This window comes from Cysteiniphilum sp. 19S12-1, assembly GCF_052030685.1.
GTDB lineage: Bacteria > Pseudomonadota > Gammaproteobacteria > Francisellales > Francisellaceae > Caedibacter.
Genome location: NZ_JBQAJM010000015.1, coordinates 1 through 15,044, shown reverse-complemented (window position 1 = coordinate 15,044; position 15,044 = coordinate 1). Strand labels below are relative to the sequence as shown.

The window sequence follows — 15,044 nt, the reverse complement described above, 5'->3', positions numbered from 1 at the left end:
CAAATGATTATGCACTAATTTGTATATCCACCTCTAGTATACGCTTAGCAAATAACACCTGCAAAATGATTTCCCAATGATATACTAACGAGCATCTAAAACTTACAAACTTAATGCCAAAGGAATCCTGCATGAAAATATTAGTTATTGGTAACGGTGGTCGCGAACACGCACTGGCGTGGAAGCTTGCTCAATCTGAGCATGCCACACACATCTATGTCGCCCCTGGCAATGCCGGCACTGAATGTGAGGCAAAGGTTAGCAATGTTGACATTGCGGTGACTGATATTCCACATTTAATAAACTTTGCCAAAGATAATGAAATCGAGCTGACTATTGTCGGCCCTGAATTACCCTTGAGCCTTGGAATTGTCGATGAATTTGAAGCCCATGGTTTAAATTGTTTAGGACCGAAAAAGCAATGCGCACAACTGGAATCCTCTAAAGCTTTTAGCAAAGACTTTATGACCAAATACAACATCCCAACAGCGCGCTATCAAAATTTCACCGAAGTTGACAAAGCCAAGGCTTATCTGAAAGAAGTGAGCTTACCGATTGTTATCAAAGCTAGCGGTTTGGCTGCAGGCAAAGGCGTTGTCATCGCTCAAAGCATACAGGAAGCCGAAAGCACTATTGAAGATATGCTTGATGGAAATCGCTTTGGTGATGCCGGTTGCGAGATTGTTATCGAAGAATTCCTTGATGGCGAGGAAGCAAGCTTTATTGTACTATGCGATGGCACACATGCATTAGCCATGGCAAGTTCACAAGATCATAAAGCACGTGATGATGGTGATAAAGGACCAAACACAGGCGGTATGGGCGCTTACTCACCAGCACCAATTGTTACTAATGAAGTTCACCAACAAGTGATGCAACACATTATTCAACCGGTCATTGATGGTATGAAAAATGAAGGTGAAGCCTATAAGGGTTTTCTGTACGCAGGACTTATGATCATGCCAAATGGCGATATTAAAACCTTAGAGTTTAATTGCCGCTTTGGAGACCCTGAGACTCAACCAATTATGATGCGCTTAGAATCTGATTTAGTTGAACTTGCATTTGCCGCATTAAATGAAGAACTTGATGAATACGAGACTCAATGGAACCCAGATACAGCCTTAGGTGTAGTAATGGCAGCTGGTGGCTACCCTGATAGTTATAACAAAGGGGATATTATTATTGGACTGGATCAAATCAATGATGCCAATAGCAAAGTCTTTCACGCTGGCACCAGACGCGATGGGGTAAGTATTGTTACCAATGGTGGCCGTGTACTTTGCGCTACCGCATTAGGTGGTGATATTGAAGAAGCTTATAATCACGCCTATAAATTAGTAGCCAACATTACATGGCAAGACGAATATCACCGCAAGGATATTGGTAAAAAGGCATTCGCCAAATCATCAACATCTGCTTGAATAGGCGTGCAAGATAAAATTAAGCTGACGCTTTTATCTCTTGGGATAATATCAATAATAGTGATTCAGTTCACTAGGGTTAATGGTCTAAGTTTTTTGTTAACTGAATAGCTACTGGCACAACCAAATAATGTAGTCTAAAATTTTGCATAACAACGTGATATGTATTGGAGTATACATAATGAAGAGCATATTGATTTGCATTTTATCCTTGATTCTTTGCTCATGTGCTATTTTTACTGATAAATACACATACAAAAACCCAAATCCTAAAGCACTTACTAAAAATATTAAATGTTTAAAAGAAGGTGTATCCTTTTCTCCTCCGCCAACTAAAGATACTTTAGTCTCGAATATAGGTGATAGTATGTTTATCTCTTCTAGATATATAATTATGCAACAAAGAAAAATAAATACTCAAAACTTGAGAAATGGTTTTGGCTCCTCTAATCCATCAGATTGGAGTGACACCTACATATATGATGATGGTAATATGACATCTTTAGTGTTTACAAGCCCTAGCTTTTATGCTGGGATTCTTGGAGTTATTGCTAATACAGAAGGCAAATTTATGACAGAAGAACCATTTGTAGCTGTTAAAGGTAGTAAAAAAGGATGGCGATGGGAAAAACCTAGTAATTCAGGTAATCATTTTTTCTCCATAATAGAAAATACAATTACTGTACAGCAATGGAGAGTTCGCTATTCAGGTTTCAAAAATAATAATCTGCATATCCAAATCATACCACTCATAGGGGAAACCTCTGAAAAAGGTGTAATACATGACATATATATTACTAAACAACAGTTCATGCAGGGTTTTTCATTGAAAGAAATATTTATTAAAGGAATCTCAATAAATAAAGATGCATCCATAACCTATACCGTTAAAAATACTAAGAACTATTTCCCTTGCAATAGAGACCCTCAAAGTTTGAGCTTTTTAACAAATAGTCAAAATGACAAATGACTTTAAAGATATCACTTAGCAGTGCAATAGTACCATGCCATTTGCACCCAAGCCCACACTGGAACTGACTAACAGTTTTACTATACTCATATCTGAACTGAAAAGTTAGTTAATATTCATAGCTCATGCATAAGGATAGGACATGTCAAACGATAGCGATAATACTCAAAACTCTATTGATATCATTCAAGATATTGCCATCAAAAATGGCTATCTACTCGAATTCGAGGTGTGTCAATCAATTGATAAATTAATCAATACACAAGAACAATCAGAAATTAGAATGGGGGAGCTCATTGGCAGGGATAACATTGAAGTTGATATCATTGCTGCTTTTTATGATAAAAATTATATAATTGAATGCAAAGGAGCTCAAGAAGGAACAAATTTAATCCTTGTCAAAGCGCCTAAAAGCATTTGTGATAAAGACAATGATACTACTGAGGGCTATTCCAGTGATGTTGTATGTCCGCTAGTTACTAAAAAACATAGGCTAGCTTCAGGCAGAGATATCAACTATAGAGTTCTTAACTTTAATATTAAAGATGGTCAGTCAGCACCATATACAATTAATGGCAACTTCCATCAAATGAAGTCGAATAAATGCTTTGATTCAGCAGACTCCAGAAATAATTTTTATAAAGCACAGCAACAGATATGCCAGACCATGGAAAATTTCTCACCAATCCAATCTATTGAAGATGATGATAAACCATACCCTTCAATAGTAATCCCTATAATAGCAACTAATGCAGATATCTGGGTTATTGACTATGAGACTAACAGTGGAGGCAATATCAATCCAGTGATTGAAAAATATGATTGGGCTATCCATAGGGTAGTAAACCGGAGTCAAAATATAAAAATTATTATAAACCCCGAGCTGCAACACGCTTCACCAATCATGCAAGTGCTTATAGTTAATAAGCACAAAATCAGAGAATTAATCAAGCTTTTGAACGATAGGATTAATATTTATAGTGTGCCAAAATTTACATTACCAGCTCAAAGACAAGAGGAATAAATTATGAATTCAGAAAGTATTGGACAAGAGCTAATTGATTATATTAAAAATCACGCTTGTTTACCTAAACATGCTAATTATCGCCATCAATATAATGGTCATGGCAGTGATTATAAATGCTATATTGATTGGGCTGTGAAGGATGATGGATTGCCAAGTACATATTCAAAAATTATCGAGATTGTAATACCTAGAGAAACACTCGATGACTACCCTTGCTATAAAGATAAGACAAAAGCTAAAAATAAATTAGTCTTAATAATCGATGATTTTATATCTCACTTTAATCCAACAACTTCCCCTTCTCCTTATACACTCAGACCAATAATACCAATTCTCATTAAAAGCGAAGACATCTGTAATTATTGATAATACTTAAAGCTAATACACACTAAGTATTACTCATAACCTAAGCTTTTTACTATACTTGCGAATACTGTTTATCTCTCACACAATCAATAAGGACATCGTTATGTGGGTTGAATTTTTTAGTGCGCTTGTTGGTGCATTTTTTGGTGGTATTGCTGCACTTATAGCCAACATAATACTTCATAAAAAGCAACAGAAAAATTCTGAGCATGTTTCAATTAGCACTAATATCGCTATGATAAATACTATCTTAACCAGAGTCTTTGAGTTCAAAAAGTATTTGATTGAACTTAAGAATGACCTAAATAATGAACACCAATGGTTCGACCCCACTAAAAATGTAATCCAATTTGAGACATTAATTCCACCCATTAGCATAGTAGAGTTAAAGCTTATGACTTTAAAATACCCAAATATTATTTTGTTATTAAATAGGCTAAACTCATCTATAACAGAATTTAATACAAGCTTAAATGAATACAATAACGCCATTAAGAGTGCGCATAAACTTGAAAATAATGCATGGCACTATAAATGGTTTAAGTTTTATGAATGCCTATTAGGTTCCACAGATAATGTTATATATTTTTCCACGCTAGCGCAAAAGCAATTGGCTATATACGGGGCTCGCACATATGGCAAAAGATTTATTTTAAAAGAAAACAAGTACACTGACCGAGGCGATTTAATTCCTCCACCTAAACCTTGCTGGGAGGAAATAGTTTATTTTCCCAAATCAGACACTCGCATAAAAGTGTTTAAATTTCAATACGGAACTTATAAAGTCGAGTGCACTATATCAAAAAACAATATAAGCAAGTAAATGTCGAATAATTTGAGGCATTATAATATGATTATGTGGTGCGACGGGGGAGGCTCAAAGAACATGCTAAAAACTTTGATTTAAAAGCATTTAAAAATAGATTATTCACTCAAGAGGACATTACAGGGGACACTTATCGCAATGTGCCCCCTTGCATTAAATTTCACATGACTACCTCGGTAGGTGTCAAGTTAAGTAAGTCTCACAACTAAAGCCCATATTAGGTGAGCTGAAAATTCAGCCGACCAAAGTTAAGCGTTTTATCACTTAAATGCTACGCTCTGGGGCATTACTTTTACTCTCTTAAATTAAGGTGCTAGATGATTCAATACAGTTAGTTGCGCCCAAAATTGGACACATCTAATTCAGGCGCCAGTTTAGTGCTTATTCAGCCATGCTTTACTTTAGATATTTCGCTTTTTGAATACCTTTCCCATTTACATAGGTGTACAAAACGAAACGAAATCAATTTTTATAGGCAGTGAGAAAATGTTTCTTGCGCATGTCCAACCTGCAAGCTTTTAAGCCTCTGGGAGTACCTTAAAGCCTGAGTGTCACGTTTGAGCATATATTTTATCATTTTTGATAACTCCATCTTGACTGATTTATCATTTTTGATAAACTAAAAACATAGCGAGCACAGAGCGTCATTGAATGAAGTACAGTGAGTTTAGAAAATGGTTAAAAGACAATGGCGCGACATTCAAAAAAGCAAAAGGTAGCCATTTCAAACTATATTTAAATGGACGCCAGACCATCTTCCCTGACCATGGCGCAAAAGAAATCGGCAAAGGGTTGGTTGAGAAAATTAAGAAAGACCTAGATTTGAAATAATACGAGGTGACCTGATGAAATATAATGTTAATATTCAAGAAGATAACAACGGCGAGTACTTAGTTACATTCCCTGATGTACCCGAGGCAGTGACAACTATTGAAAACCCATCCGAATTACAAACTCAGGCTGTTGACGCGCTTATCTCTGCCTTTGACTTTTATATTGAAGATAAAAAACCCATCCCAATACCTCAGCATATTGGCGTTGATTACATTACATTACCAGTTGGTCTGGCTGCCAAAGTATATCTTTATAACGAATGGCTAGCTTCTAATCTTAAAAAAACCGACATCGCTAGTAAAATAGGGGTTGCACCATCAAATCTAGATAGATTATTCAATCTACGTTATCGCTCTAAGATTGAAGCAATAGAACAGGCTTTGGCGGCGCTTGGCAAGCATCTAGATATCAATGTGGCTTAGTCTTAACAGGAAGCTTTAATGTTATGAGCTAGCTTGTAACGACTCACTCACACATTGTTAGCAAGTGGCTCTCAATTAATTAAAAGGTACTTTCTAGCCCTTATAGCAACGCAGGTTTGATATGCGCAGGAAACACTTTCTGCGTGGATTTTCGGATGCTAGATATAGGACTAAATTTCAATCCATTAAGCGCTTATCCCAAAAGAAATATAACTATCAAGATAGTATCAACAAAAAAATATCTTATGAATTAAGGCGTTATAATATGATTATTTGGTGCGGACGGGGAGACTCGAACTCCCACGGTTGCCCGCTGGAACCTAAATCCAGTGCGTCTACCAATTTCGCCACGTCCGCAAAGACTGGGGTGAACGATGGGACTTGAACCCACGACAACCGGAATCACAATCCGGGGCTCTACCAACTGAGCTACGCCCACCATAAATTGTAATATTTCAGCCTAAGTTGCTAGAGCTGCTTTTTCTAAGCTCGACTCCTGCCTCACTAAGAAAACCGGTGCTGCGCTGTCCGTGCTCCGCCCGTTCGATCTAAAACTGCTTCACAGTTTTTTTTACGATCTCACCCAACTGAGCTACGCCCACCATAAACTTTTTTTAATGGTACGCCCGGCAGGATTCGAACCTGCTACCCTCGGCTTAGAAGGCCGATGCTCTATCCAGATGAGCTACGGGCGCATTTTCTCTATCCGCCATTGACGGTAAAATGGTCGGAGCAGAGGGATTCGAACCCCCGACCCTCTGGTCCCAAACCAGATGCGCTACCAAACTGCGCTATGCTCCGAATATTTCTAATGGTGGCCAGAGGCAGAATCGAACTGCCGACACGAGGATTTTCAGTCCTCTGCTCTACCGACTGAGCTATCTGGCCAATGCCGCATATTAAAGCGGATTTACCTAAACCGGTCAAGCACTTTTTTGAATAATTTACCGCATCCGCGAGAAAGGCTACAAACTAGACAAATAAAGGTTTCAGTTGTTTGCATTAAATACAATTTGATGCCCAATCTTGCTGAATTTTGCGTTACAATGCCTTTCATTCATTTTAATGACTAAAGAGATAAATCTATTATGTTATCAATTATCGTTGCATATGATCAAAAACAAGGCATTGGCATTAAAAATAGCTTACCTTGGAAACTATCTGATGATTTGAAAAATTTTAAAAAACTGACTGAAAATAATTATATCGTCATGGGACGTAAAACCTTTGACTCGATTGGACGGGCACTACCCAATCGCAAGAATATTATTTTAACGCGTCAAAAAGATTACACTCAAGACAAATGTGCCATCGTTCACGATATCGAGCATATTCTTAACCTGGCTAAAGACAAGTCACACTATGAGATCTTTATCATCGGTGGCGCTGAGATCTATAGTGTGTTTTTACCCTTTGTCGATCGGCTATACATTACCAAAGTACATGCATTAAAAGAAGCTGATGCCTTTTTCCCACCGTGGCAAGAAGAAAAATTTAAACGCATTGGACAACGCAGTTATCAAAAGGATCAGAACAATGAATGTGATTTTGATTTTGAAGTATGGGAAAGGCTTTGAGGTTAAACATTAATGTAATAATTCAAAAATAAGTTGAGCTTCAATTACTCCCCTCACCCGCTGCACGAGCAATCCCGCAAGGGGAGAGGTACTAGCTGACGCAACTTATTCTTGATTCATTACATGAAGTAAAAACTACTCTTCTATACGCCCATCCGTAAGTCGATACACCCTGTCCATTTCGCTAGCAAAGTGCTCATCGTGTGTTACAACAACAAATGCAGTTTTAAATTCATTGCTCAATTGATGCATTAATTGCAATACTTTCTCAGAGTTCTCAGCATCAAGATTTCCAGTTGGCTCATCAGCCAAAATACAACTAGGCTTAGTCACCAAAGCACGCGCGATAGCAACACGTTGGCGCTCACCACCAGATAGTGTACTTGGCTTGTGTTTAATGCGATGCACGAGTCCCACCGCTTCAAGCATTTGCACGGCATCTCTTTGTGCTTGAGTTTTAGAGATATCTTTACGCATCATCAATGGCAACATAACATTATCTTGCGCACTAAACTCAGGCAATAAATGATGGAACTGATAAATAAAACCTAAATGCCTATTTCTTAGCAAGGCACGTTTATTGGGTGACAATGCATCCATACGCTTTTCCGCAAGGTAGACTTGACCTTTGGTAGGTGAGTCAAGTCCAGCTAACATATTCAAAAGCGTGGTTTTGCCAGAGCCAGATTGCCCTAAGATTGCAACTTTTTGCCCATATTCAACCTGCAAATCAATACCGTGCAAGACACCAGTTTCAAGCTTGCCTTCTTTATAAACTTTATCAACACCTTCACAAGAGATAGCACATTGCTTTAATTGAATATCATTCATAACGCAACGCCTCCGCTGGTTGAACCCTTGAAGCACTCCACGCTGGATAAAGTGTCGCTAAGAAACTTAAAATAAGTGAAGCAATCGCCACATGTACTAAGTCGCTCACAATCAGTTTTGATGGAATAAAATCAATTTGATACACACTTGGACTTAAAAATTGCACGTGAAAGACTATCTGAATCCAATTCACAATTTCTGTTGCATTAACCGATAATACAACGCCTAAGAGAATACCAATAATCGTACCAATCACGCCAATTGCTAATCCTTGGATAATAAAAGTCATAATAATTTGCCGCGATGACATACCCAAGGTACGCATAATCGCAATATCTGAACGTTTATCAGTAACAACCATCACAAGAGACGATAATAAATTAAAAATCGCCACGGCAATAATCAGCATCAAAATAAAAAACATCATCGTTTTTTCCATCTGCAATGCTTGAAAGAAGCTCTTATTCTCATCTGTCCAATCGCGCGCCATATAGAAATCTGGTAATATTTTCGTGTTTAACGTCTCCTTTAAGAAAGGTGCTTGATAAATGTCTTTGACACCAAGCTGCAACGCGCTAACTGAATTGCCCATTTGAAATAATTTAGCGGCATCATTGATATTAACCAATGCATAATAACTATCATATTGATAACTGACACTAAAAATGCCTGAGACTTTAAACTGCTTTAAGCGCGGAATCATGCCAGCAGGTGTTAGATTCGCTTGTGGCACAATAAGGGTAATTTTATCACCAACTTTGACACCTAATGAGTCTGCTAAATACTTACCCAGAATGATATTAAACTTACCCGACTGTAATGATGATAAACTCCCTTGTTGCATATGCTCAGCAATAGGCACTACTGATCCTTCATATTTTGGATCAATTCCTTGAATTGCAGCAAAGGCATTGGTGGCATTAGCGGATAACATCCCTTGCCCTTCGATAATTGGAGCAGCACCTGCAATACGCTTATCTTTTTGCTCCAGTGTTTGCGCTAAACTCTCCCAGTTATATAGCTTACCGCCTGCTTGGTAAACCTTAACCGGTGGCACCATCATCAATATACGATCTTTGATTTGCTCATCAAAGCCATTCATCACTGACATCACTGTAATTAATACAGCAACACCTAACGCAATTCCAACAAATGAAATCGCTGAAATAATTGAAATAAACTGGTTTTTCTTTTTCGCGCGCAAATAACGCAAACCAATAAACAATGGCAACGGTCGATACATATATACATCCGTCAAATTAAACGCATCGGCATCATAACATAGTTGCGCTTGATGACATATACCCATCGTAAATCATTTTCAGTGCTTGATGACAAAGTAGTTTGTGAAGATTTTGGCAAGTTGAATAACCGCTAATAGATAGAACGATTATCAAAATCCAACCGGCTGAGTCGTTACAAATTTAGTTAATTTCACAAGTGTCTCTAATCGAACCATTATCTAATTTGAAACTTCCAACTGCTCATTTAACTCAAGCCAAACAAGCTCTTTTTCTTCAAGCTCAATTTGTACTTGCTGATGCGCTTTGAGTAACTCATTTAATTGCGCCTTATCCTGGTAAATCGCTTCATCCTGAAGCTTAAGATCTAACACTTCTTTTTGCGCTTGCAACTTTGCCATTTCCTTTTCGATTTTTTTAATTTTATCCATAAGCGGCTTTAGTTTTGCTTGTAATTGCGCACGTTGCTGGCGTGATTCTTTTTTATTTTTTGGTATTTCTTGCGTTTCTTGCCTTTCTTGCGCCTCTGATATCTCTGCTATTTTTGAATCCTTATTAGCTACAGCGTCAGAAGTCACTTTCTGCTTATCTTTTTTCTTTTGCTCAAGCACATATTGATAATAATCTGTTAAATCACCATCAAAAGTAGATACCCGTCCTTGATCAACTAACCAATATTCATCAACGGTGCTCTCCAGTAAATAACGATCATGCGATATCAACACTAAAGCACCATCAAAAGACTGTAGTGCATAAGCCAAGGCTTCACGCACTTCAATATCTAAATGGTTTGTCGGCTCATCTAAAAGTAAAAAGTTAGGCGTTTGATACACGATTAATGCAAGCGCCAAGCGTGCCTTCTCACCACCTGAGAAACCACCGACTGCCGATAACGCCATTTCATTACTAAAGTTAAATCGACCTAAAAACTTGCGTACCTGCTCCTCAGTAATTTTCGTATCCAAACGCTTCATATGTGTTAATGCAGAGGCATTAAAATCAAGGGCATCTAACGAATGCTGGGCAAAGTAACCAATCTTTAGATTAGGATGTTTTTTAGCTTCGCCTTGTAACAATGGCAAATCGCCAACTAAACCTTTAACAAAGGTTGATTTACCGGCTCCATTTTTACCCAAAAGACCAATACGCATCTCTGGTAAAATCATCGTGTTAAGATCACCTAGAATAATCTTATCGCCATAGCCCAATACGCCATTTTCAAGTGTTAACAAACTACCTGTGGGCATTTTGGCATTCTCAGCAAAGCTAAAACTAAAACTTTGCTTATCATGCACGGCTTCAATACGCTGCATTTTCTCGAGCATTTTAACGCGCGATTGTGCTTGTTTCGCTTTGGATGCTTTGGCTTTAAAGCGATTAACAAAACTCTCTAAATGTGCAATTTTTTGCTGTTGCTTGACATGCGTTTTTTGTTGTAACAAGCGTTTTTCATGATATTGCTTTTCAAAAGATGAATAGTTCCCCGTGTAACTATCAATGCCTTTATTTTCAATATATAAAACACGCTCAACGACATTATCCAGAAAAATTCGATCATGTGAGATAAGGACAATCGCACCTTGGTAATTCTGTAAATAACGCTCAAGCCACATCACCGCATCTAAATCTAAGTGGTTTGTGGGCTCATCTAATAACAGAATTTCAGCTTGTTGTAATAAAGCTTGAGCTAAGTTCAAGCGAATACGCCAACCGCCTGAGAGCGATTTCACCGGCTCATGCAACTGCTTTGGCTCAAAGCCTAAACCATCTAACAGTTGGGCGGCTTGGGATTCTAGTTGATAGCCACCTAATGCTTCAAAATCAGCATGAAATTGTGCATGCTCTTCATAGGCTTCATCCGCTAATGCTTTCTCCATTGCCATCGTTAATTGATGCAACTCAGCATTGCCTTGCATGACATAGTGAACAACCGAGGCTTCTAAATCATCGACTTCTTGTTTAACCGTCACAATACGCGTGCCCTTGGCAATCTCAAGTTCACCTTGATCTGCTTGCAGAGCTTGTGCTAAGAGCATAAATAATGAGGTTTTACCAGCGCCATTGGCACCAACAAGACCGATTTTTTGCTTATCATAAATTGCGAAGCTCACATCATCAAATAATGTCTTTACGCCGCGCTGTAATGAGATATTTTGTAATGTAATCAAGCACGAGTCTCCATAAACTCTCGCCACGATTTAACGTGAATTGGCGCATCATGCAATTCAGCCAATGAACGCAACGTTAACTCAGCAATCTGCAAATTAGTAATCAATGGAATATGATGATCAATCGCAAGACGACGAATCTTAAAACCATCAGACAGATTATCATCACTGACATGTTGCTGGCGTCGTGGAATATTGATAATCAAATCGACACAATGATCTGCAATCACCGTTTCCACATTTGGTGCTTCCGACTCACTGATTTTGTGCGTCAATGTCGTTTCAATACCAAGGTCACTCAAGTATTGATGTGTACCCGTTGTGGTGTATATCTCCCAACCTTGCTCATGCAAGCGTTTGATCTCAGGCATCAACTTCACTTTCTTATCACCACCAATTGATAAAAGTATTTTCTTGCGCTTAACAAACATCTCTGTCGCCTGCCATGACTTATAAAATGCATCTAATAAATCATAACCAATGCATCCTACTTCACCTGTGGATGACATTTCAACGTGAGCAACTGGGTTAGCACCCTTTAAGCGATTATACGAAAATTGCGATGTTTTAACACCGACATAGTCAAGATCCAATGTGTTATAACGCTTTTTCTCGTATTTACCCATGATGATTTCAGATGCAATTTCAATAAAATTGTGCCCTGTGACTTTTGAGACGAACGGGAAGGATCTTGAAGCACGTAGATTACACTCAATCACCTTAAGGTTATTATCTTTAGCGATAAATTGAATATTAAAAGGTCCTGAAATCTTTAATGCTTTAACAATCTTCTTAGTAATGCGCTTAGCACGACGAATCGTCTCTAAATATAGATTTTGTGGTGGCAGTACAATCGTGGCATCACCTGAGTGAACACCGGCATTCTCAACATGCTCCGAAATCGCATAAATCACGATTTCACCATTCTCAGCCACACCATCCATTTCAAGCTCTTTGGCATTATTGATAAAATCAGAAATAACCACAGGATGCTCAGGTGAGACAGAGGTAGCTTCTGCCAAGTATTGCTCTAGCGCATCTTCTGAGTAGATCACATTCATTGCCGCCCCCGATAACACGTACGATGGGCGTACCAAAATCGGATAACCGACCTTATCTGAGAACTCTTTGGCTTTTTCAAGCGTTGTCACCGATTGCCACTCTGGTTGGTCAATACCCAAATCATTGAGCATCGTTGAGAAAATCGCACGATTCTCTGCTTTGTTAATATTCTGAGGGGAGGTGCCTAAGATCGGATAACCTGCTCTTGCCAATGGAACCACCAGGTTATTGGCAATTTGCCCACCAACAGAGACGACAATGCCTTTTAAGTTTTCAAAATCAGCAATGTCCTGCACGCGTTCAAATGTCAGCTGCTCAAAATACAAACGATCAGACTCATCATAATCGGTTGATACCGTTTCAGGGTTTGAGTTAACAATAATCGGTGACTCACCGAGTTTCTTTAAAGTATGCGCCGTCGTCACACCGCACCAGTCAAATTCAACGGATGAACCGATGCTATAAGGACCTGAGCCAATAATTAGACTTGCTTTGATTTCAGATGGTTTGACATCATGTTCAATCCCATGATAGGTCATATATAAATAATTGGTCTCTGCTTCAAACTCACCGGCTAACGTGTCAATTTGTTTGACAAAGGGCACAATGCCTTGAGAGATACGCCAAGCGCGCAAGGCTTGGACATCCATCTCACGGAAACGTGCAATCGATTTATCCGAAAAGCCAAGTTTTTTGGCTTCTTTTAATAACTCTTTGGTTAATGGATTGTTTAAATTCTTTAAGCGGTTTTCCATCTCAGCAATGGTATGCATATGGTTCAAGAACCACTTATCAATCTTGGATAACTGGTAGGCTTTCTCAATATCACCGCCTTGTACAAAAAAGCGATGTAGTGCAAAGATCCGCCGATCAGTGGCGCGTTCAATCTCAAGCTCAAGATCAGGAATATCAAAAGGATAATCCGATAAATCTGCCGCACCAATATTGAGCATGCCTACAGCCTTTTGCAAGCCTTCGGGGAAGGATCGACCAATTGCCATCACCTCGCCCACAGATTTCATTTCAGTACCGATGAAGCGCTCAGCTTTTTTAAGCTTATGCGTATCCCAGCGTGGGATCTTAACAACGATATAATCAAGGGCTGGTTCAAAATACGCACACGTTTTCTTGGTTACCGCATTTTGTAATTCATGCAGGTTATAACCTAAAATCAATTTCGCTGCGATAAACGCTAGTGGATAACCTGTGGCTTTTGATGCTAGAGCCGAGGAACGTGACAAACGTGGATTAATCTCAATCACTCGATAATCTGAAGTTTCAAGATTAAATGCATATTGAATATTACACTCACCGATAATCTCAAAGTGATTGGCAACGTCAATCGCAATTTTACGCAAACGATGATATTCTTCATTGTTAAGGGACTGTGAAGGTGAAACTACGATACTTTCACCGGTATGAATCCCCATCGGATCAAAGTTTTCCATATTGCACACGGTCAGCACATTGCCTGCCATATCGCGCACAATCTCATATTCAAACTCATTCCATCCCAGCAAACACTCTTCGATCAATACTTGCGAAGTAGCATTTAAAACTTCGGTAACGCGATGCTTAAGCTCGCTTTCCGTTGTAACAATCCCTGAACCCAAGCCACCTAATGAGAAGCCTGAACGCATCATCAATGGAAAGCCAATTTCCTTTGCGGCAGCTAAAGATTCTTCTAAGGTTGTTGCCACAAAACTCTTGGCAGTTTTAACATTAATCTCATCTAATTTATCTTTAAAAAGTCCACGATCTTCTGCTTCTTTGATCGTTTGCACTGAACTGCCTAGCACTTTGACATTATGCAATGCTAAAATACCCTTTTCTTCGAGTTTCAGACCCAAATTTAATGCCGTTTGCCCGCCGAAGCTTAGCATAATTGCATCAGGTTTTTCTTTCTCAATAATTTTGGTCACATGCGCCAAATCTAATGGTTCAAAATAAACCTCATCTGCCATGCCAGGGTCGGTTTGAATCGTCGCAATATTGGGGTTAACCAAGATGACTTTGATGCCTTCTTCTTTTAATGCCTTGATAGCTTGCGACCCGGAATAATCAAATTCACCTGCTTGTGAGATGCGGATGCCGCCAGAACCTAATAGTAAAACTGTTTGAATATGTTTGAATTGCTCGCGATGATTAATCATTGAAATTTCACGTTGTCCGAGGTTACCTTATTCTAAAGAATTTTTTGTGAAAGGCAATTGGCGATTCACGGCTGTCCCATCTAAAATATGTTGACTTTTGCTAAATTTATCTTTGAAGTTGTTAGCAAAGGAATCTACTGTAT

The 15,044-nt window shown here is 38.7% G+C and carries 12 protein-coding genes, 5 tRNA genes and 1 pseudogene; 8 read left to right on the top strand and 10 right to left on the bottom strand.

Annotated elements, in window-relative coordinates:
* Nucleotides 1-131: 131 nt before the first annotated feature.
* The 7 genes from purD (at nt 132) to ACTS4L_RS06410 (ending at nt 5,869) form a co-directional block, all read left to right on the top strand.
* A complete protein-coding gene (gene purD / locus ACTS4L_RS06440) occupies nt 132-1,424 on the top strand; it encodes a phosphoribosylamine--glycine ligase (protein ID WP_440616222.1) in 1,293 nt (430 codons plus the stop codon).
* Between the two features lie 181 nt (nt 1,425-1,605).
* The gene (locus ACTS4L_RS06435) at nt 1,606-2,394 is read left to right on the top strand and encodes a hypothetical protein (RefSeq protein WP_440616221.1); all 789 of its coding nucleotides are present in this window, start codon (nt 1,606-1,608) and stop codon (nt 2,392-2,394) included.
* A 142-nt stretch (nt 2,395-2,536) separates the two neighbouring features.
* A complete protein-coding gene (locus ACTS4L_RS06430) occupies nt 2,537-3,418 on the top strand; it encodes a hypothetical protein (RefSeq protein WP_440616220.1) in 882 nt (293 codons plus the stop codon).
* Between the two features lie 3 nt (nt 3,419-3,421).
* Nucleotides 3,422-3,787, top strand: a complete 366-nt coding sequence (locus ACTS4L_RS06425) for a hypothetical protein (protein ID WP_440616219.1) — start codon at nt 3,422-3,424, stop codon at nt 3,785-3,787.
* A gap of 103 nt (nt 3,788-3,890) precedes the next feature.
* Entirely contained in the window at nt 3,891-4,610 is a 720-nt protein-coding gene (locus ACTS4L_RS06420; RefSeq protein WP_440616218.1) for a hypothetical protein, read from the top strand.
* 654 nt (nt 4,611-5,264) lie between these two features.
* Complete coding sequence (locus tag ACTS4L_RS06415; protein WP_440616217.1) at nt 5,265-5,444, top strand: type II toxin-antitoxin system HicA family toxin; 180 nt, start codon at nt 5,265-5,267, stop codon at nt 5,442-5,444.
* 14 nt (nt 5,445-5,458) lie between these two features.
* Nucleotides 5,459-5,869, top strand: a complete 411-nt coding sequence (locus ACTS4L_RS06410; RefSeq protein WP_440616216.1) for a type II toxin-antitoxin system HicB family antitoxin — start codon at nt 5,459-5,461, stop codon at nt 5,867-5,869.
* A gap of 274 nt (nt 5,870-6,143) precedes the next feature.
* On the opposite strand, the gene ACTS4L_RS06405 is transcribed toward ACTS4L_RS06410, so the two are convergent.
* From ACTS4L_RS06405 to ACTS4L_RS06385, 5 genes are all read right to left on the bottom strand, one after another.
* Nucleotides 6,144-6,226 (bottom strand) — tRNA-Leu (locus ACTS4L_RS06405).
* A 6-nt stretch (nt 6,227-6,232) separates the two neighbouring features.
* Nucleotides 6,233-6,308: transfer RNA gene (locus tag ACTS4L_RS06400), tRNA-His, on the bottom strand.
* A gap of 179 nt (nt 6,309-6,487) precedes the next feature.
* Nucleotides 6,488-6,564 (bottom strand) — tRNA-Arg (locus tag ACTS4L_RS06395).
* Between the two features lie 29 nt (nt 6,565-6,593).
* Nucleotides 6,594-6,670: transfer RNA gene (locus ACTS4L_RS06390), tRNA-Pro, on the bottom strand.
* Between the two features lie 11 nt (nt 6,671-6,681).
* Nucleotides 6,682-6,757: transfer RNA gene (locus tag ACTS4L_RS06385), tRNA-Phe, on the bottom strand.
* Nucleotides 6,758-6,957: 200 nt separating this feature from the next.
* On the opposite strand from ACTS4L_RS06385, the gene ACTS4L_RS06380 reads away from it, so the two are divergent.
* On the top strand, nt 6,958-7,446 hold the full coding sequence (locus ACTS4L_RS06380) for a dihydrofolate reductase (protein WP_440616215.1): 489 nt from the start codon (nt 6,958-6,960) through the stop codon (nt 7,444-7,446).
* A gap of 135 nt (nt 7,447-7,581) precedes the next feature.
* Here ACTS4L_RS06380 and lolD read toward each other — a convergent pair whose 3' ends face one another.
* The 5 genes and pseudogenes from lolD to carB all read right to left on the bottom strand — a co-directional run bounded on the left by lolD (nt 7,582) and on the right by carB (nt 14,901).
* A complete protein-coding gene (lolD, locus tag ACTS4L_RS06375) occupies nt 7,582-8,277 on the bottom strand; it encodes a lipoprotein-releasing ABC transporter ATP-binding protein LolD (protein ID WP_440616214.1) in 696 nt (231 codons plus the stop codon).
* The gene (locus tag ACTS4L_RS06370; RefSeq protein ID WP_440616280.1) at nt 8,270-9,520 is read right to left on the bottom strand and encodes a lipoprotein-releasing ABC transporter permease subunit; all 1,251 of its coding nucleotides are present in this window, start codon (nt 9,518-9,520) and stop codon (nt 8,270-8,272) included. The genes lolD and ACTS4L_RS06370 overlap by 8 nt, the downstream gene beginning before the upstream one ends.
* A gap of 219 nt (nt 9,521-9,739) precedes the next feature.
* Complete coding sequence (locus tag ACTS4L_RS06365) at nt 9,740-9,949, bottom strand: hypothetical protein (protein WP_440616279.1); 210 nt, start codon at nt 9,947-9,949, stop codon at nt 9,740-9,742.
* A gap of 111 nt (nt 9,950-10,060) precedes the next feature.
* Nucleotides 10,061-11,686 (bottom strand): annotated as a pseudogene (gene abc-f / locus ACTS4L_RS06360) (ribosomal protection-like ABC-F family protein); the annotation flags it as partial.
* Nucleotides 11,683-14,901 (bottom strand): carbamoyl-phosphate synthase (glutamine-hydrolyzing) large subunit, encoded by a 3,219-nt coding sequence (gene carB, locus ACTS4L_RS06355; RefSeq protein ID WP_440616213.1) that lies wholly within the window; start codon nt 14,899-14,901, stop codon nt 11,683-11,685. The gene carB and the pseudogene abc-f, both read right to left, overlap by 4 nt.
* Nucleotides 14,902-15,044 lie beyond the last annotated feature (143 nt).

Bases quoted from the DNA above. Each gene is read 5' to 3' on its own strand.
- purD (WP_440616222.1), top strand. From the start codon at position 132: ATGAAAATATTAGTTATTGGTAACGGTGGTCGCGAACACGCACTGGCG.
- ACTS4L_RS06435 (WP_440616221.1), top strand. From the start codon at position 1,606: ATGAAGAGCATATTGATTTGCATTTTATCCTTGATTCTTTGCTCATGT.
- ACTS4L_RS06430 (WP_440616220.1), top strand. From the start codon at position 2,537: ATGTCAAACGATAGCGATAATACTCAAAACTCTATTGATATCATTCAA.
- ACTS4L_RS06425 (WP_440616219.1), top strand. From the start codon at position 3,422: ATGAATTCAGAAAGTATTGGACAAGAGCTAATTGATTATATTAAAAAT.
- ACTS4L_RS06420 (WP_440616218.1), top strand. From the start codon at position 3,891: ATGTGGGTTGAATTTTTTAGTGCGCTTGTTGGTGCATTTTTTGGTGGT.
- ACTS4L_RS06415 (WP_440616217.1), top strand. From the start codon at position 5,265: ATGAAGTACAGTGAGTTTAGAAAATGGTTAAAAGACAATGGCGCGACA.
- ACTS4L_RS06410 (WP_440616216.1), top strand. From the start codon at position 5,459: ATGAAATATAATGTTAATATTCAAGAAGATAACAACGGCGAGTACTTA.
- ACTS4L_RS06380 (WP_440616215.1), top strand. From the start codon at position 6,958: ATGTTATCAATTATCGTTGCATATGATCAAAAACAAGGCATTGGCATT.
- lolD (WP_440616214.1), bottom strand. From the start codon at position 8,277: ATGAATGATATTCAATTAAAGCAATGTGCTATCTCTTGTGAAGGTGTT.
- ACTS4L_RS06370 (WP_440616280.1), bottom strand. From the start codon at position 9,520: ATGTATCGACCGTTGCCATTGTTTATTGGTTTGCGTTATTTGCGCGCG.
- ACTS4L_RS06365 (WP_440616279.1), bottom strand. From the start codon at position 9,949: ATGGATAAAATTAAAAAAATCGAAAAGGAAATGGCAAAGTTGCAAGCG.
- carB (WP_440616213.1), bottom strand. From the start codon at position 14,901: ATGATTAATCATCGCGAGCAATTCAAACATATTCAAACAGTTTTACTA.